18 protein-coding genes are annotated in these 18,032 nt (G+C 34.3%); 6 read left to right on the forward strand and 12 right to left on the reverse strand.

The features are described from left to right. Positions 1 to 2 precede the first annotated feature (2 nt). Genes rsmH through CRV04_RS03745 form a run of 3 tightly spaced genes read left to right on the forward strand, consistent with a single transcriptional unit; the run spans position 3 to position 4,232 of the window. On the forward strand, positions 3 to 905 hold the full coding sequence (gene rsmH / locus CRV04_RS03735) for a 16S rRNA (cytosine(1402)-N(4))-methyltransferase RsmH (protein WP_128995473.1): 903 nt from the start codon (positions 3 to 5) through the stop codon (positions 903 to 905). Beyond that, positions 898 to 1,149 carry a hypothetical protein gene (locus CRV04_RS03740; protein WP_128995474.1) on the forward strand — a complete coding sequence of 84 codons (252 nt, stop codon included), beginning with the start codon at positions 898 to 900 and terminating at the stop codon, positions 1,147 to 1,149. Before rsmH ends, CRV04_RS03740 begins: the two co-directional genes overlap by 8 nt. Then, positions 1,146 to 4,232 carry an efflux RND transporter permease subunit gene (locus CRV04_RS03745; protein WP_128995475.1) on the forward strand — a complete coding sequence of 1,029 codons (3,087 nt, stop codon included), beginning with the start codon at positions 1,146 to 1,148 and terminating at the stop codon, positions 4,230 to 4,232. The genes CRV04_RS03740 and CRV04_RS03745 overlap by 4 nt, the downstream gene beginning before the upstream one ends. Here CRV04_RS03745 and CRV04_RS03750 read toward each other — a convergent pair. Both CRV04_RS03750 and CRV04_RS03755 read right to left on the reverse strand, forming a co-directional pair. Beyond that, positions 4,229 to 5,575 carry a C40 family peptidase gene (locus tag CRV04_RS03750; RefSeq protein ID WP_128995476.1) on the reverse strand — a complete coding sequence of 449 codons (1,347 nt, stop codon included), beginning with the start codon at positions 5,573 to 5,575 and terminating at the stop codon, positions 4,229 to 4,231. The two genes, CRV04_RS03745 and CRV04_RS03750, sit on opposite strands and share 4 nt — an antisense overlap. 10 nt (positions 5,576 to 5,585) lie before the next feature. Further along, positions 5,586 to 6,746, reverse strand: a complete 1,161-nt coding sequence (locus tag CRV04_RS03755; RefSeq protein WP_128995477.1) for a TsoY family (seleno)protein — start codon at positions 6,744 to 6,746, stop codon at positions 5,586 to 5,588. A gap of 181 nt (positions 6,747 to 6,927) precedes the next feature. Between CRV04_RS03755 and CRV04_RS03760 the strand changes: the two genes are divergently transcribed. Then, entirely contained in the window at positions 6,928 to 7,782 is an 855-nt protein-coding gene (locus tag CRV04_RS03760) for a GGDEF domain-containing protein (RefSeq protein WP_128995478.1), read from the forward strand. Positions 7,783 to 7,804: 22 nt separating this feature from the next. Here CRV04_RS03760 and CRV04_RS03765 read toward each other — a convergent pair whose 3' ends face one another. The 6 genes from CRV04_RS03765 to glmS form a co-directional block, all read right to left on the reverse strand. Further along, positions 7,805 to 8,080, reverse strand: coding sequence for a c-type cytochrome (locus CRV04_RS03765; RefSeq protein ID WP_128995479.1), 276 nt, complete (start codon positions 8,078 to 8,080; stop codon positions 7,805 to 7,807). A gap of 171 nt (positions 8,081 to 8,251) precedes the next feature. Beyond that, positions 8,252 to 8,530, reverse strand: coding sequence for a c-type cytochrome (locus CRV04_RS03770; protein WP_128995480.1), 279 nt, complete (start codon positions 8,528 to 8,530; stop codon positions 8,252 to 8,254). A 104-nt stretch (positions 8,531 to 8,634) separates the two neighbouring features. Then, a complete protein-coding gene (locus CRV04_RS03775) occupies positions 8,635 to 10,209 on the reverse strand; it encodes an AMP-binding protein (RefSeq protein WP_128995481.1) in 1,575 nt (524 codons plus the stop codon). A 9-nt stretch (positions 10,210 to 10,218) separates the two neighbouring features. Next, the gene (locus CRV04_RS03780; protein ID WP_228126464.1) at positions 10,219 to 11,400 is read right to left on the reverse strand and encodes a glutamate mutase L; all 1,182 of its coding nucleotides are present in this window, start codon (positions 11,398 to 11,400) and stop codon (positions 10,219 to 10,221) included. Next, positions 11,400 to 12,764, reverse strand: coding sequence for a methylaspartate mutase (locus CRV04_RS03785; protein ID WP_128995483.1), 1,365 nt, complete (start codon positions 12,762 to 12,764; stop codon positions 11,400 to 11,402). Before CRV04_RS03785 ends, CRV04_RS03780 begins: the two co-directional genes overlap by 1 nt. Next, the gene (glmS, locus tag CRV04_RS03790) at positions 12,761 to 13,171 is read right to left on the reverse strand and encodes a methylaspartate mutase subunit S (protein WP_128995484.1); all 411 of its coding nucleotides are present in this window, start codon (positions 13,169 to 13,171) and stop codon (positions 12,761 to 12,763) included. The genes CRV04_RS03785 and glmS overlap by 4 nt, the downstream gene beginning before the upstream one ends. 138 nt (positions 13,172 to 13,309) lie before the next feature. On the opposite strand from glmS, the gene rraA reads away from it, so the two are divergent. Then, positions 13,310 to 13,789: a ribonuclease E activity regulator RraA gene (gene rraA / locus CRV04_RS03795; RefSeq protein WP_128995485.1), complete on the forward strand. Its 480-nt coding sequence runs from the start codon at positions 13,310 to 13,312 to the stop codon at positions 13,787 to 13,789. Between the two features lie 57 nt (positions 13,790 to 13,846). Next, the gene (locus tag CRV04_RS03800; RefSeq protein ID WP_128995486.1) at positions 13,847 to 15,091 is read left to right on the forward strand and encodes a ComEC/Rec2 family competence protein; all 1,245 of its coding nucleotides are present in this window, start codon (positions 13,847 to 13,849) and stop codon (positions 15,089 to 15,091) included. Here the strand turns inward: CRV04_RS03800 and CRV04_RS03805 are convergent. The 4 genes from CRV04_RS03805 to tatB are packed head-to-tail and all read right to left on the reverse strand — an operon-like array spanning position 15,088 to position 18,011. Further along, positions 15,088 to 15,840 (reverse strand): exonuclease domain-containing protein, encoded by a 753-nt coding sequence (locus tag CRV04_RS03805; RefSeq protein ID WP_128995487.1) that lies wholly within the window; start codon positions 15,838 to 15,840, stop codon positions 15,088 to 15,090. The two genes, CRV04_RS03800 and CRV04_RS03805, sit on opposite strands and share 4 nt — an antisense overlap. Before the next feature lie 17 nt (positions 15,841 to 15,857). Beyond that, entirely contained in the window at positions 15,858 to 16,880 is a 1,023-nt protein-coding gene (gene queA / locus CRV04_RS03810) for a tRNA preQ1(34) S-adenosylmethionine ribosyltransferase-isomerase QueA (RefSeq protein ID WP_128995691.1), read from the reverse strand. 1 nt (position 16,881) lies between these two features. Next, positions 16,882 to 17,607, reverse strand: coding sequence for a twin-arginine translocase subunit TatC (gene tatC / locus CRV04_RS03815; protein WP_128995488.1), 726 nt, complete (start codon positions 17,605 to 17,607; stop codon positions 16,882 to 16,884). Next, positions 17,607 to 18,011: a Sec-independent protein translocase protein TatB gene (tatB, locus tag CRV04_RS03820; protein WP_128995489.1), complete on the reverse strand. Its 405-nt coding sequence runs from the start codon at positions 18,009 to 18,011 to the stop codon at positions 17,607 to 17,609. The genes tatC and tatB overlap by 1 nt, the downstream gene beginning before the upstream one ends. Between the last annotated feature and the right edge of the window lie 21 nt (positions 18,012 to 18,032).

An 18,032-nucleotide genomic window follows, 5' to 3' on the forward strand; every position in this document is an offset into this window, starting at 1 on the left:
AAATGGCTATTCCACACATCCCTGTACTTTACAATGAGGTATTAGAAGCTTTTCATGAAATTCATGAAGGTTATATCATTGATTGTACATTGGGATATGGAGGACACAGCGAAGGTTTACTTCAACAAAACCCTGATGTGAAACTCATATGTAATGATCAAGACAATGAGGCTTTAGCGTTTTCACAAAAAAGATTAGAGCCTTTTTCAAAACGTATTACGTTTAATAAAGGAAACTTCGAGCACGTATTTGAAAAGTTTGAAACATACCCTGTTCGAGGAATATTAGCAGACATTGGTGTCTCTTCATTGCAATTAGATAAGTTGGAGCGTGGCTTTGGTTTTGAAAGCGATGTGCTAGATATGCGTATGAATCAAGAGCAAAGTTTGGATGCAAGCCAAGTGGTGAATAACTACTCTCAACATGAATTAGAACATATATTTAAAGAGTATGGTGAAGTTCGTGAGTATAAAAAGGTGGCTTCACTCATTGTCAGTAATCGACCATTTTCATCAGCAAAACAATTCTCAGAGTTTCTGGCTTCTAAAATGAGTAAAGGAAAGATTCATCCTGCAACACTTCCTTTTCAAGCCATACGAATTGAAGTTAATGATGAATTAGGAGTTCTTACACGACTTTTTGACTCCATTGAAAAAAGCCAACCTAAAAACTGTATTGTGGCAATTATCTCATTTCACTCATTAGAAGATAGAATTGTTAAAAACTATTTTAAAAAATGGAGCAAGTCGTGTGTTTGTCCAGCCCATGTATTCAGGTGTGAATGTGGAAACAATAATGCTTTAGGTAAAGTAATTACCAAGAAACCAATAGTACCAAACAAAGAAGAAATCAAGAATAATCCTAGAAGTAGGAGTTCAAAATTAAGGATTTTTAAATTTGATTAATCTGTCAGCAAAAAAAGCTTTATTGATTGTATTGACTATAACCACGGTAGTTTTAGCTCTTTTTATACCTAAAATCTACCTTCGAAATAACATCTATTATGTCAGTCGTGACATCAATATCTTATATGCAGATTATATCTCTTTAAAAGAAGAGAATCGTTTTTTACAACAGCAACTTGAAGACATGAAGTTTAAAAATCAAATCATGGATTCCTTGATTATCAATAAAATTGGAGAAAAATGATACGATATATTATAGAGTTTGGTCTTCGAAAACCCATACTCAATCATTTTCTCTTACTCTTTTTGCTCACACTCTCTGTATTTGCTTATTTTAAAATCTCAAAAGAGATATTCCCTCCTTCAACTTTAGATGCAGTGATTATCAGTGGAAACTATGCAGGTGCAAGCAGTGATATTTTAGATAAAATGGCGGTTGAAAACATTGAAGATGAGTTGATTTCTTTAAGTGAAGCCGATACGATCACAACAACCATTAAAAATGGCTTTTTCAATATTCAAGTCGATTTAAAAGATGGTTTCCAAGCCAGTGATGTATTGGATGATATCAAAGATATTGTAACCAAAACCAAACAAGATCTTCCTACAGATATGGATGAACCTACGGTTAAAGAACTGGAACACTCTTTTCCGTTAATCACCGTTGCTGTGTATGGCCAAAAAAGCAAAGAAGAGTTACTTGATATTGCCGATGATTTAAAAACACAACTTATGAAGTTTCAAGATTTAAGTAAAATTACGGTTTTCAGTGACAGCGACAAAGAGCTTTTAATCACATTTGATGAAAACAGAATCGATGCGTATGGTTTGAATAAAATTGCAGTGATTGATGCTGTGAAATCCATCAGTACTATTTTCCCCGTAGGAATTGTTAAAGATACGACAAAACACTACTATTTAAGTACTTTTAATGGAGAGAAGAATATTGAAAACATTAAAAATATTCTTATTAAAATAGGAGATACCAAGCTTTATTTAAAAGATATTGCCAATATCAAATATAAATTAGGGGATGTTGACACCATTTCACACTTCAATGGCGAACCTAATATCTCAATAGGGGTCAATAAAAGTGAAACGGGTGATGCCATTGAATTGGTTAAAAAAATCAAACAACTTATTAAAGAAAAAAAGAAAGAGTATCCTGAGTTAAAGTTCGATACATATACCGATACTTCTGTGTGGATTAAGAATCGTCTTAATACAGTAGTTTCGAATATCTTATTTGGAGTATTGCTGCTCTTTTTAGCACTCTTTTATTTTATCAATTCACGTATTGCAACTGTGGTTGCTATTGGTATTCCCACCTCTTTTATGATTGGGCTTATTTTTGCAGAGATTTTGGGATACAGTTTGAACATGCTCTCCTTGTTAGGTGCATTGATTGCTTTAGGTATGATTGTGGATGAAGCAATTGTGGTGGGTGAAAATATCTATCGTCACATGGAAATGGGAAAAGATAAAATGCAAGCAGCCATTGATGGTGCACTGGAAGTCTATCCTGCTGTGTTAACAGCCACAGCTACAACAGTATTTGCCTTTTTGCCTATTTTACTCATGTCGGGTGAGGTAGGGGTTTTCATGCGCATCTTGCCTATTATGATTACTATTTTATTATTAAGTTCACTGCTTGAAGCTTTTTTCTTTTTGCCACTGCACGCAAAACAAATTTATAAAATCAATAAAGAAGAGAAACGTTCAGAGTCAATTTGGGCAGCAAATAAAAAGATTTATTACACCATTCTTTCGTTCATTTTAAAACATCGATATAAAAGTTTGGCTGCCATTTTAGCCTCAATTATCACGTTGACTGCTTTTTTTATGGCCACATCAAAGTTTAAATTTATGCCCGATTTTGACACCACTCAAATATACATCACTGGATCTGTGGGTGTGGGAAAACGAATTGAGCAAACAGAGCAAAAGGTGTATGAAATAGAGCAACAACTTTTAGAAAACATCAATATGGAAAATGAAATCAGTTCCATTAGCTCTGTCATTGGTATGAAACTTGATGGTAAAAATCAGCCTGAAAATGAGGAGTTCTACTTTCATATTTTTGTCAATTTATTTGAACGAGCTCCTCAAAACTTCTTTGATAAGTATATTAATCCTTATTTGTCATTAAAATATGATGACACTGAGATGATTCGACATAAAAGTGCTCAAGAGATTGAGGGTGAACTCAAAACCATTTTAAAAGATAAAATAGAGAGCAATGAGTATGATGAATTGAAAGTCTTTACCGTGAAAGCAGGGATCATTAAAAACGACATTGAAATTTCTGTTTCTGGTAATACAGATGAAAAAGTTAAAGAAGCCATTATAAAAATCAAAGAGGGATTGGCTGCTATTGAAGGGGTATCCAATATTGCTGATGACTTACTTGAAGGCAATGAAGAACTCAAATTTAAAGTCAATGCTTATGGTTATGATTTGGGTATGAATGAAGAGTATATTATCTCCAGTTTGCGTCCGTATTACTTTAAAGGAGCATACTCTAAGATGTTTGATGATAAAGGCATTGTAGAGATTGTATTTCAAAGCAAAAACAAAGATGAAGTGCAAAGTTTAGATAACTTTCGAGTACCCATTCCAAACTCTAATGAAAAAGTTCTTTTAAAAGAGGTCGCAACCATTGTTAAAAAGCCTGCTTATTCACAAATTTTTAAAGAGAACAATGAACGAATTCGAACCGTAACGGCCAGTATCAATCAAGTAACCTCTACAGAAGTATATGAAAAAATGAATCCTTTGCTTGAGAAGTTGCAAAAAAGTGTTGCGATTGATATTAAAGGGGAACAAAAAGAGAATGAAAAGGTTCAACGAGAGATGAGTGAGGCATTTATCATTGCTCTGATACTCATCTTTATTGCTTTGATTTGGATGTTTGATTCTGTTATTAAACCTTTGATTATCATTTCAACGATTCCATTATCTGTTTTAGGCGTACTTGTAGGGCACTTTTTATTGGGGATTAATATTACCATGCCAAGTCTGATTGGAATTGTTGGTTTAGCTGGGGTGGTTGTTAATGATGGAATTATTATGATGGACTTTATTAAGAAATCACAAACCATGGAAGAGCTGAAATCTCTTGCCATGCTTCGATTACGTCCTATTTTATTGACATCAGTGACGACGCTTTTAGGTCTGTTTACATTGATGTTTTTTGCCTCAGGACAAGCATTGATTCTGCAGCCTATGGCTGTATCCCTTGGGTTTGGAGTTTTATGGGCGACGGTGTTGAATTTATATTATGTGCCGTTGGTTTATACGCTTATTTATAAAAGAAAAGAGCGTTAAGGATGTAAAATCACCATGCCCTTAATCTTACTTAAAATATTTGACTGGGGTGCATAATTTGGAAGCTCTTTGCCGGGTTCAAGTGTGGTAATAGCAGCTTGACCAACCACAAACCGACCTTTTTCATTAAAAAGATTTTCTGTTTTTATACCCCAAAAGTTATGAAATACCAGCGGTTCATTATCTTTAATACCTGCATAAATCATGATATGTCCAGGCAGGTAAATCAGTGTTGAAAAAGGTTCAGAGAGTGATTTTATCTGTTCTTTTTTCTCTTGATTACTGAGCTCTTTTAAAGAGATGTATTCACCATTTCTGGTTTGTTGTTTTGAGTTTCTGTTCAGATATAGCCCAAAGAGTGCAAAGAAGTCTTTGGTTAATGCAGAACAATCTCGTTTAGAAAAGGCTTCTCCCCATCCATACGGCTCTTGTATAAGTTCATTGACAACATGTTGTACCTTCTCTTTAGTAAAAGGAAGTGGCAGTGTATGCAGCTTCTCTTTTGGGTTTTGAATGGTCTGAATGTAGCCTTCTAAATTGTGATAATGATTAAATACAAAGAAGTTTCCTTGTCTGCTTTTAGGAAAAATGGTTCCCAGTTTGATTTGTTCAATAAACATACTATTTTTATAAATAGGAAAATTATCTTTAATTGCAATATAGAGTGTACTTTCCAGATAGGTTGTTTTTATACGTTCATTGACCAATGCAATATCACTTGTTTTTATCCAACCAAATGCAAATCCCGATTCAACAAAGACCCACTGTTTATCTGTTGAATAGTGAGAGATAAGAATAGGGGTATTGATTTTAATGCCTGAGTTTTGGTTGTAGTCAAAAGGGAAACCTTCTCCTGCTTTTTTAGGATTATAAAATATGGGCAATGTGCTTGGGAAGACACGTAGGTTACTGTTTTTTATGACTACTGCATCGGCTTTTAAATGGTTGTATTGTGCCCAATTGGCATTGTCATTGAGTTTTTTAAACCACTTCTTAGATAGAAGTTGGTGGTTCAAACCATACACTTTTTGAGTCATATAAATTTCTCCCCATGATGCCTTCTTTTGAGATATTGAGAGTTGTTTTTGGTTCCATGGACCGAAGAATCGTTCTTTAAAAAGTGTTAAGTTGTGTTGTGTGTTTTGTGCTGTTTGTGTTTTTAGTGTAAATTCATAGGCTAAGGCATTTTGTGGCAACGTTTGTAAATCATTAATCGAACTGACTTTATTTGAACAAGCTGAGAAAAAAAGTATTGAAAATGAAAGCAGGGTAGAAAAAAAGAGTTTATGATGTCCCAATGATACAACCTTCTTGTGTTTTGAAGATTGTACCATACTGGTCATTTATAACTATTTAGAACTCAAATTTTCTTTTGAGTTTAAAGAAGTAGACAATGGTTCTGTATTGAATGAACATGAATGGAATCATTAAAAGAAAATAGGCCAATGAGTATTTTGCAACTACGCCATTAAATGTCAATCCAAAGTTGATAAAGAACATTCCAAATACCATAAATGCTACTCCTGGGCAAATCAGTGCAAATGAGACAGGAGAACGATTTGGTCCTTCAACAAACTCTTCGAAGTATTTTAACTCTTTCATAACTTTGTATCCTAAAATTCCAAATACAATTTGAATGGAAACAACCACTGATGTAAATGTAAACAAAGATGAGTTGGCAAGTGGTGCATTAAAGTGATGGTCTAAACCAAATGAAATACGTACAAAGGCAATTCCAAGTAGAGTTAAAATAGGAATAATAATCCATAAAGATGGCGAAGCCTCAATTGAAATCCCTTTTTCAAACATATTCGTAAATCCAATGGTGATTTTAATTAATAATAACAATAATGCAATGGATGCAAAGAAAATTGAACCCATTATTCCAATGGCATTAATCGTCATATAGTGACTCATGGCCCCAGGAGCTGCAAAACCTACTGAAACCATTGCAAAAGCAAAGATAGAGATCATTTGAGAAAGATTGTTATTGGTTGTAAAATCAAAACCACCTTTTGCTAAAATTCGTGTGAAGTAGTTCATGAAAATTTTCAGTGCAAAATACCCTGCTAACATAAAAGCTGCAAGAGCCAATGGGAACATATACTCAACAATATTCCACAGCCCTGGAACAAACACCGCACCTAAAACAAAACAGACATTAATTGTCATGGTATAAGTTAATGGTATGGCCATCAAACTGACTTCTGCATTTGAATTTTTTAGATGGGTGTATTTTTCACTTTCTTTAAACATATTAAATTGTTTGGTGTTCCAAATCAAAAGTTTAAAGTGTAAAAAAGCAAACGCAATAATAAAAACCATTGAAAATGCACTTACAAATGATAACCAGTTTCCTTGCAATAAAACAGGATAAATAAAATCAAATGTTGCCATAGGTGCACCTTTATGCGGTACTAAAAACATTAAATACATAAAAAATGAAACCGACAGTCCACCAGCTCCTAGGGAACTTAGAAAGCACATCGGTGTAAATTTTTCTCTTAACTGCATATAATTTCCTCTTATAGTTAATTCTTATTTCCATGAAATGATACTCTAATAAACTTTAAAAAAAATTAAGACTATTTTATTAAAAAAACTTATAATAAATAAAAGAGAATAGTTTGACTTTAGCTTTGTGTAATGGTAGTTATATTAATATACATAAAAATAAAAAGGTGCTATTTTTTCAATGCTTACAATCTCTATTACAAAAGAATTATTTGATGATATTTTAGCAACCAAACGAAAAATAATTGAAAAAGAGGTGAGCTCTTATTGGAAAAAAGAGCTGCTTGAAATCTCTATTGTCGATGATAAAATCCATTATGATATAAAAAAAGTAAATAAAATATCCATATCCAATGGTTTAGGGGAAGACAAACCCAACATCGTTGCTGTATGTGAAAAAATAGATTATAACCTTAAGAAAAATATTTTTGAGTTTCACTTGGGACGTATCGTAGAGCAACGAAATATTGTAATTGAAGATGACCATAAAGATATCTTAATACAAGAGTTGCTTAAAGAGAAAGAGATGCTTAAAGATTCGATTAATAAAGATCACCTGACACAAGTATTCAATCGAAGAAAAATGGATGAAGACCTCACTGCATTCATTCGACAAAACAATGCTCAGTTTTTAGCAGCAGCTTTTATTGATGCGGATCGTTTCAAAGGCATCAACGATAATTTTGGACATGACACCGGAGACCGAGTTTTAAAAATGATTGCCAATAAACTTTTAACCCATGCAAACAGACTTAATGCAGAAGTGTATCGATACGGAGGGGAAGAGTTTTTAATGTTGTGTTTCTTGCCTCAGGAACAACTCATTCAAAGTTTGGAGTATCTGCAAAATGATATTCGTTCAGAGTACATTATACATGCTCAAAAACAGATCAGTGTAACAGTGAGCATTGGAGTATCGTTTTGGAAAAATTATTCATCCATTGAAAGATTTATAAAAGATGCGGACAGATGTGTTTATAAAGCAAAAGAGAAAGGTCGAGATGCCATCGAAGTTGCGTATGAGAAGTTGTCTTAGAAGAGTAAAACTCTTCTAAAACTTATTTTGCAATTTTATTTGCAATTGCTTCAATGTCAGCGTCGCTAAGACCTTTGACTTGTGCTTCCATTAAACCTTTAGTTGGTCCACCGTAAGTTCCATCTTGATACCCTTTCATCGCACTGATGAAGTCAGCTTTACTCATATCTTTAATAACTTTTGATTTTCCTAATGCAACTTTTTCCCCACTTGCTCCATGACATGTGACACATTTTGCATATGGATCTGCAAACGCTGCTAAGGCTAAAAGTGTTGTTAATAATGCTATTTTTTTCATTGATAATTCCTTTTTGATTGTTTAATCTTATTAATTTTAATATATTTATTCTTGAATTTATCTATGAAAATAGGGATTTTATAAAATTTCTTTTAAAAGTATCAATAAGTAATAATTTTTATTTTTTTTTAAGAAAATCGGAAGAGGAGGAGGGAACTTCCGATTTTTTTCTTATTTTCCGATGAAATTTGCGATGGCTTCAATGTCTGCATCGCTTAATGGGTTGGCTTGACCTTTCATCAATCCTTTCATTGGACCACCGTATGATCCATCTTTATACCCTTTCATGGCTGTTACAATTTCAGCTTTTGTCATATCTTTGATAATTTTAGATTTTCCTAAAGCTGCTTTTTCACCATTGGCACCGTGACATGCTGCGCACTTTTTGTACACTTCGGTTGCAAACACAGATGAAACCAATAAAGCAAAGATGATAATAGTTTTTTTCATGTTATTCCTTTTTTTGGATTACTTAATTGTAATAAAAAAAACAGAAGAAGTATTTGATTTATATCAAGTGAACAAAGATGTTTTTTAACATCTTTGTTGAGGGGTTAGTTGTTGTTAAGAATCTCTTTTTTCAGCTCTTCTTTATTCACTTTGCTTTTATTTGAAGCAATCAATGGAAGTGATTTTTTAAAGATGATTTGTGAAGGAATCATATAACTTGCCAAATGTTTTTTCAATTCAAACAGAATTTCGTTTTTAGCCAATTCGCTTCGCGCAGAGTAGACTAAGATAATCTCCTCTTCAATTTCATCATTTGGAATAGAGAAAACCGCACACTGTTCAATATCTTTGATGTTGTGATAAACAACCGATTCAACTTCTAAAGGAGAGACTCGAAAACCTCTGGTTTTAATCATGTCATCGGCTCGACTGACAAAGTATAAATATCCCTCTTCATCTTTGTAGACATAATCTCCACTTGCAACGACGATTTCATCATTGAGTTGCCCTTCAAGATTGATCGCTTTTTCTAAGATTTTAATGGATTTGAATCGTTGTTGTGATTCAGTGGGTGCATTCCAGAACCCTTTATAGATATAACCACCTCTGTGAATAAGTTCACCCACTTCTCTAGGTGCACACTCTTGTCCCTCTTTATTAATAACATAAAGCTCCACATCTGGAATGGCTTTACCAATAGAGTTTGGTCGGATTTTGAGCTGACTTGGCTCTAAATACGTACTTCTAAATGCTTCTGTTAATCCATGCATAGAGAAGAACTGCACATTTTTAAAATATTTTTCAATATCTGAAATCATTTTAGGGGTTACATTTCCTCCTGAAGAGGTGATGATACGCACATGTTCCAATAAGTTTGCACTTGGAAGTCGGTGCTCATCTTCATCAAACATCTGAGTGATGTTAATAGGCATTAAAGGTATTACTGTAACTTTATCATTGATTACATGGTTAAAGAAATCACCTGGTAAAACAAATCGATGCAGTGCTAAGGTTGCTCGTTTGTATAAACTGCAGAAAATTTGGTTTAACCCATAATCAAGATTGAAAATTAACAGACCTGAAATAACGTCCTCTTCACTTAAACTCAAGTATTTAGATACCACTCGTGCACTGTCAATGAGGTTTCTGTGAGAAATTACAATCCCTTTTGGAAAACCACTGCTTCCAAAGCTGTATGTAATAACAGCATTGTCATGCCCTTTGATTTCACATGAATACTCTTTATGGTAGTATTTAAAAATCTCTTCAAAAGAGGCAATCTCTTTAGAAGTCGTTTCATAAGAGATGATATGACCATCAAATGCAATCTCTTCAATTGATTCAAGTTTCAGTCTGTCGGTGATAATACATTTGATATCACAATCTTTGATGATATACTCAACTTGCTCTGGTTTTAAGAGTTTGGTTAATGGTACTAAAACATAATCGGTTGATAAAATAGCCAAGATACCAATAACTTGCTCAATTCCTTTATTTGAATAGACTCCAATACGGCTTCCTGCAGGAAGATTCAGTTCATTGAGATAAAAAGCAATTTGATTGACTTTGGTAAAAAGTTCCGCGTATGTCAAACTTTTGTGGTCAAACGTAATGGCTGTTTTAGTTGGGTGAGAGATGTTTGCATCTTCAATCAGTGTTCGAATACAGTTAATAGACATGTGCACTCCTTAATCTCGTGTTGCCATCGTCCAAATATCGTAATTTGAATCCATTACGATAGATGGGTTATGGTTTGAGTTTAATATTTTTTTATAAAAAAATGAAACGATGTTTTCTATATCTTCTTGTTGTAATACTTTGGTGATACCACCAGTGAATACTAAAGAGTTTAGCGCATTTAGTTTTAATGTAACATAAGCTTTGTTGTAATTAGAGACTTTACAAAGCACTAAGAAAATAGCCAGTTGCATTAAGATTTTAAGTGCTTTTTCACTCTGTTCATCAAAGATATTTTCGGTTACTTTCAAATAGGCCAAAAGTTCATATACAAACTCATTGTTTTTTGCACTGAAAATCAAAGACTCTTTTGATTTGAAAACACCCAGTTTTTTGAAAACCAATCGGTCATATTCATTGTCAATGACCATGTTATCATCAACCAAGTCTTTTGAGTAGTGAATATCGGTCGTTGCTCCACCAATATCAATTAAGATATATGGGTCTGCTACTTTAAACTTTGAAACAAGTAGTGGCAGAGTTTGGTTCACAATATACGGTGTTGAAAAGATTTGATTGGCTGTAATATCGTAAAGGTGTTTGATGTCCTCTTTCCCGACAATATCTGCTTGATAAAGGTTGGTTAAATACTCTTTTAAAGGCTCCTCTTGAATATGAAGCTTCTCATCAATGATATTGGGTAATATCACCAATTTCTCAATGTTTTCCTTTAAATAAGGAGCATCATCTTTGTTTCCAACATAAACAATGTTTGAGTAGTTGATTTGACTTAAATAGTTTAAAAGTTTCTCATCAAATACGCCACTTACACCATCAATTGCTCCAACAACAATCACAACATCGATTAAATCGCTGGGGATAGAGACTTCTTCAATTTGTGAATACAGTACGGTATCAATGATATTAATCCCAGAGTTATATGCCGTGTTAATTGCATATTTGAGTGAAAATGAGTGGGTGATACCAATAATCAGTGTGCTTAATCCACCGTTTGCAGATGAACAAATAAAAATATCCTCTTTTTGATATTTTGAGATAATATCTTCACATTTATATTTTAAATCATCAAAAATATTTTTATTGAAATCTCTGAAATGTTGCTGTACATCGTTGTTTGCAGCAACTTTAAAGTAGGTACTTCCTACATCGATTAAAAGTCTGTTTTCGTTCATCATTGCATAATTCCTATGTCGTGGATAATGTCATTTACAATAGAGGTGGTATCTTTGGTTAAATCACATTTAGATTTTTCATACTCATAACATCTATCCGAGATAGGTACTTTACCTCGTTTGATGATTCGAATGTTTTTATTGGCATCTCGAATAGTGATCATCTCATTGTTATTGATGATATGTGGAGAGAACGGAACATCAATGATTCCATTTTTAATTGAGTTAAATACTTTTCTCCATAAGGTATCGGCTGGGTCATTAAACACCGCTTCCATGATACTCATAACCTCTTCAGTTAAAATCTCTTCTTCCTCTTCATCCACAATGTTTGGAAGACCATTTAAAATTCTAAGCGTATATTGTGTGTTGGCTACGGTTTTAGCATTGGCTTCTTTAGTTGGAATACCACTTGCTTCTTCTCTGGTTTTCGTAATGATTTTATCTGCACCCACCATTGAAGCAATCACGGTACTCATATTAATTAGTTGCTCTGCAAAATCTTTGTTTTGTGGGAAAGCACCCATCCATTGATGGTAAACCAAATGCACTTTTGCATCTTCACAGTTGATCTCTTTGGCATAATGCTTTGCAAGTTTTTTAATCACAGCACCCATTACAATGTCTTGGTTCATTGATCCTGATTGTGAGAATGAAACTGAGAACGATTTTACTCCCTCTTCAAGTGAGAGTAACATCTCTAAAAGTTGTATGACAATTGTGATACAAGGAGGTACAAGCGTAGCAGTGAGTGGTCCAAAAGACTCTCTGTTGATGGGTTCATTTAAACCAGAGTATTTTGCACAGACTCGCTCTACATATTTCCAGTATAAAAAGGCTTTATCCAGTGGAAAGTTCTTTGAATAAGGCAGTAAGTAGGTAATTGGTCCACCTTCGATTTCAAAGATTCCAGAAGCAATGGCTGTCTCAATTAAAAGCCTTGCATCAGGCGTTCCATGACGTAGTGAAATAGGTTTGTTAAAATGAGTCATCATCTTTCGAGTGGTTCTGTACCCGTGGTTAACAAGTGGATAACCATTGAGCATGTCTACTTCATTCTCTTCTGATAGACGTAACATTTTTTTAGAAGTGGCATAGTCATTGAGTCGTGTATTTGAGTCAATCGTACAAGGCAGAACATCTACATTTGCGTCCACAAAGAATTCATACAGGGCAAACATTTTATTATATGTTGGGAATCCACCTCGTGGTTGTACCAACATCTTGTTGCTTTTTGCAAAGTTGTACGAAATAAACAGGTCTTTACTGGCATTCTTAACGAACTCTTCTACTTCTGCAAAATCGAAGTTATCAACATATTCGTTGTTTAAGATAATTTCTCTCTCTTCTTGTAATAGACTCATTTTCGCTCACTCATAAATTTTTCTAACTCATCCAGACCAGTATTTAAATCCACTTGGTGAAATACCAAATCAAATCCATAATTTTTAAATCGTGGAACAATGTCTTCAGCACTTCCCGTACCAACGACTAAATTCCCACCAATCATAAATACAACGTCATCTAAGAGTTTTCCATATTTGTTTTTTAAAAAGTTGACTTCTCGACACCAACCCTCTGCTTCACCATTGAGCGAAGAGATTAAAAGAATATCCGCATCTGTTTCAATCACTGCATCAATAAACTCTTCTAAATAGGTATTTACACCTAAGTTAAACACTTCAAAACCTCTGGCTTTGAGTGAGAGTTCAATCAGTCTGTTTGCAACGACGTGAATATCGTTTCCTACTACACCTGTTACTACTTTCATACCATTACCTAATTATATAAATTATTCTCATAAAGGGCGGTAGTATAGCTAATATTTGGTAAATCTAAGTTTATGTAAAATTAATAGCGAACATGCAATAATCTCTTTTGATTAACACAGAACAAATAGGATGATACAATGAGTTTCAGTACAGCTGATTTATGCGATGAATTTTTTGATAAAGTACGTGTTTTAAACCCTGAGTTTAAACCATATGGTGGAAAAAGAAAAGTTGAAGGTACAATTGTGACCATGCGATTGGACAAAAACAATTATGATTTGGCTTCTATGCTTAAAAATGAAGCAGGAGAGAACCGAATTGTTGTTGTGGATGTGGCACAAGAATATTACGCAGTTGTGGGTGATAACCTTATGAAGTTTGCACAAGACAATAATTGGCAAGCCATTTTAGTCAATGGCTATGTAAGAGACACGGATGAAACACAAAAATTTGATGTGGGTCTGTTTGCTATTGGAACGTGCCCGCGAAAATATATTCCACAAACATCAGGTCAAAGAGGCGTAGAGTTAAGCTTTGAAGGTGTTGTTTTTAAAGACGGTGATTATTTGTATGCGGATAATGATGGAATTATCATCACTGAAACGAAAATAGATTAAATATAACTAAAAAGTGATATTTACTTAAACTTTGATATTATTCATTAAAGGGTTTTAATGAATAATTCAAAGCTGACACTTTTAAATCAACCAAGCGATTATGCTTTTTTTATAATAGCTTTACTGCTACTTTTTAGCCTCTCTATATTCAAACACTATCAAAACTATACCGTGTTCACACACAATGAAATAACACCCGTAGAAGCAATGGTTCAAAACATTTATGAAAAAGATGAGTACAATGTCATAAAGTTCTCAACAGACACCTTTACAGCTTTTACTTCTGTTTCAAAACATAAACAATTGCAACAACTTGATACCGTAAAACTCTACCTTATTTCAAAACAAGTAAGCTTTTTTGAATACTTAAAAGGTTTTTACACTTCCAACATTAAACTTTATAAACTTGAAGCAATAAAAGAGAAAAGGGCATTTGTGATGCAACACATTCATACGCAACATAACTCTTCATCTATGAAAGAGCTCTTTGGGGCTTTGTTTTTAGCTTTGCCTATTTCAAAAGAGCTGCGCGAAGTTTGTGCAAACTATGGCATTTCACATTTGATTGCAATATCCGGATTTCATTTGGGTTTGATTTCTCTGTTTTTATACGCTCTTTTGTATTTTCCTTATGGTTATGTGCATCAACGTTTTTTCCCTTTTAGAAATCGTAAATTGGATATTGCATTGATTACTTCAGTGGTACTCCTTTCATATTTGATATTTACAGACATGGTACCATCACTGTTGCGAGCGTTTGTGATGTTTGTATTGGCATTGATTTTTTTGCGTTCGAACATCAAACTCTTATCTTACATGACTCTGCTTTTGACGCTTCTTTTGATTTTATCTGTGTTTCCTGAGTATCTTTTTTCATTGGCTTTGTGGTTTTCTGTTGCAGGTGTGTTTTATATCTTTTTATTTATGCAGTATTTCAGCTCTTTACCTAAGACAGTACAGTTTATACTCTTTAATGCTTGGATATTTTTAGCCATGAACCCTATAACGCATGCATTTTTTGGAGCAACCTCTTTTTTGCAACTCTTTTCACCTTTCATAACAGTTGCTTTTACACTCTTTTATCCCTTGGTCGCACTGCTTCATTTAATAGGTCAGGGAGATTTGCTTGATGGAGTATTACAATGGAGTTTTAGCATTGAACCTCATGCTTATATGGTAATGACACCTTGGTGGTTTTTAATGCTTTATGTGCTTGTTTCATTTGCAGCCATAAAAAGCAGAACACTTTTTATGGCGCTGAATATTTTAATGTTGGGGTTTAATAGTTGGCTGTTTTATTAATATTCTGCTGAAGATTGCGTGAGTTTATCAAGTGTGTAACGCATGTCTTCGTCAAGTTCAAGATTGTTTTTCATCCACATAAGGTATTGTTGATCTTGTTGAGCGACTTCTTGAGTGCTTTTCCCTTTGTATTTACCAAATTTAAAGGTTTGAACAAACACGGGTGTTTTGGTCAGTTCTACGAGTTTATCCATTGGGTTATAATCAGGGTAAACCTCTCTGCATTTAGAGACAAGCTTCGATAAAAAAAGTTTCATCACTAAAACATCACCAATGGCATCATGTGCTTTAATCGTAATATTGTTTTTAGCAGCTTCTGCTTCTTCGGTTTTATATAAATCTAACGCATATCTGAGGTATTGCAGTCGATGGTAAGGCAAATCAGCAAAAAGATGGCGTGCACATCGAAGGGTATCAATGAGTTGATAGGCACACTCAAATCCCTCTTTTTGTACCATTGCTAAATCAAAGCTGATATTATGAGCAATCAGATAGTTTTCAGTACTGTTGTACTCTTGCAGTTTGGCATAGAAGTTGGTTTCAACAGCCTTTGGTTTTCCTACAATCATATCTGGAGTGATATTGTGTACTTCCATGGCTTCAAGTTTAATTTCAACGTCCGTTGAACATAACTCATCATAGACCTCTAAAGGAGCTTTTGCATCGACAATCATTCCACCAAATTGAATGATTTTATCCTCTTCTTGGTTTCCAGTTGTTTCTGTATCAAACAGTACATATTTGGGCATAGTGTTCTCCTTTTATTTTATAGTATTAACATTCCGTCACCGTAAGAGTAAAAACGGTATTTCTCTTCAATGGCCAGGTTGTAAAGTTCCAATGTTTTTTCCAATCCCACAAACGATGCAATGAGCATAATCAGAGTAGATTTGGGTAAGTGGAAATTTGTAAGCAGATGATTGACTCTAAGTGGCTTATTTTCGGTGTTTAAGAATAAATCACACTCTCCAAGTTCTTGACTCGTTCTAAAATAATACTCGATTGTTCTTGTTACGGTTGTTCCTACTGCAAGCAGTGGTTTTTGTGAATCAATCATGGCTTTTGCATCACTGGAGACTTCATAATATTCGCTGTGCATAGGGTGGTCTAAAATCGCTTCTGCTTCTACGGGTTTAAACGTACCTGCACCCACATGAAGTGTCAAATAATCCACGTGATGTTGTTGTTTGAGTTGTTCAAAAAGTTCAGGTGTAAAGTGCAGTGAAGCTGTGGGTGCTGCTACTGCACCATAGTTTTTAGCAAAGAGTGTTTGATAGTGTGTTTCATCACTCTTTTCATCTTCACGGTTCATATAAGGAGGCAAAGGCAAATGCCCAATACTGTTGAGTATATCAACCAGTTCTAAAAAGTCCAGCTCTTGGTTTTGTTTGTAAAACTTAACAATACGCGAACCATCTCTGTTTTTTTCTAAAACCGTGGCCTTTAACTCATGCTTAAAAAGCAGTTCACTGCCAATATTGACTTTTCCACCAATCAGACACAAGTAGGTATTATTGGGCATGGGTTTATTAAAAAGAAGTTCCACTTTTCCACCCGTTGTTTTTTGTCCAAAAATACGTGCTTTGATGACTTTGGTGTCATTTAAAAGTATGTTTAAATCCTTGGGTAAAAACTCTAAAAGATGTTTAAAAGTGGTGTGAGTGATGGTATTGGTTTTTCTGTCATAAACAAGCAGTCTGGCTGCATCTGCAGGCTCAACGGGGTGGGTTGCTATGAGCTCTTTGGGTAAAGAGTAGTCATAGCTTTGAGTTTTGAGTGGGTCTAAGATTTTACTCATCCTCTTCCACAGTTGCTGGGTTGAATATTTTTGCAATGTAAATGGATACACCGTAAAGTAAAATCAGTGGTCCTGCCATCAAGAACTGCGTTAATACATCCGGAGGGGTTAACAGCGCTGAGGCAATAAAAATCAATACAATGGCGTATTTAAAAAAGTTTTTCAGCATTTGATCATCGACTAAACCAATCTTTGCTAAAAAGAATGTAATAACAGGCAATTCAAATGCCAATCCAAAACCAAACAGGATTTTTGTAAAGAATGTAACGTATTTACCGATACTTGGAAGTACGGACACAACCGTGTTACCAAAATTAATTAAGAATTCAAATCCAAAAGGTACAACTACATAGTATGAGAACGAAGCTCCAATTAAAAACATCAAGGTTGCGAAAAATACAAATGGCAAAGCCAGTTTTTTTTCATGGTCATACAATCCTGGCGCTAAAAAGAGCCAAAGTTGCCAAAAAATGACAGGCAGTGAGATAATAAAACCTGAAAAGAATGAGACTTTTAAGGCAGTGAAGAAGGTCTCTTGTACTTCAATGGCCACCATGCTTGAACCAGCGGGTAAGACCTCTTTTGCTGGTTGCATCATCCACTCTAAAATTGGTTCATACACTGCAAAACAGACAAAAAACATTACAATGAGAGTAAGTCCCGATATAATTAATCTCTTTCTCAAATCCGCAATATGCGGTTTCAAATCTTCAAACATTAAGCGTCTGCTCCTTTATCTTGGTTGACTCTGAATTTTTCACTGGAGTCATCTTTTTTAGACTCTTTTTTCTTTTTGAAAGAGACTTTTTCATTGTCGGTTTTTGTTTCAGGTTTCTCTTTGGGGTCTTCATTTAAAATATCATTGACACCTAAGTCTAGATTGTCCATGCTCACCGATGATTTAGCGTTTTCAATTTGTGCTTTAAATTTATTCGCTTCTTCTTTCATGTCAGAGATTTGAAGTTCATTATCGAGTGTTGATTTCGCTTCATCTATACTGCTTTTAAACTTTTTAAAAAAACGCGCTACTTCGACCATTGCCGTAGGCAGTTTTTCAGGCCCAAGTGCAATGATAGCAATCACTGCGATTAACATAATTTCAAAAAAACCCATTCCAAACATATCTGCTCCAAAAACATTTAT

The organism is Candidatus Marinarcus aquaticus (assembly GCF_004116335.1).
GTDB classification, from domain to species: domain Bacteria; phylum Campylobacterota; class Campylobacteria; order Campylobacterales; family Arcobacteraceae; genus Marinarcus; species Marinarcus aquaticus.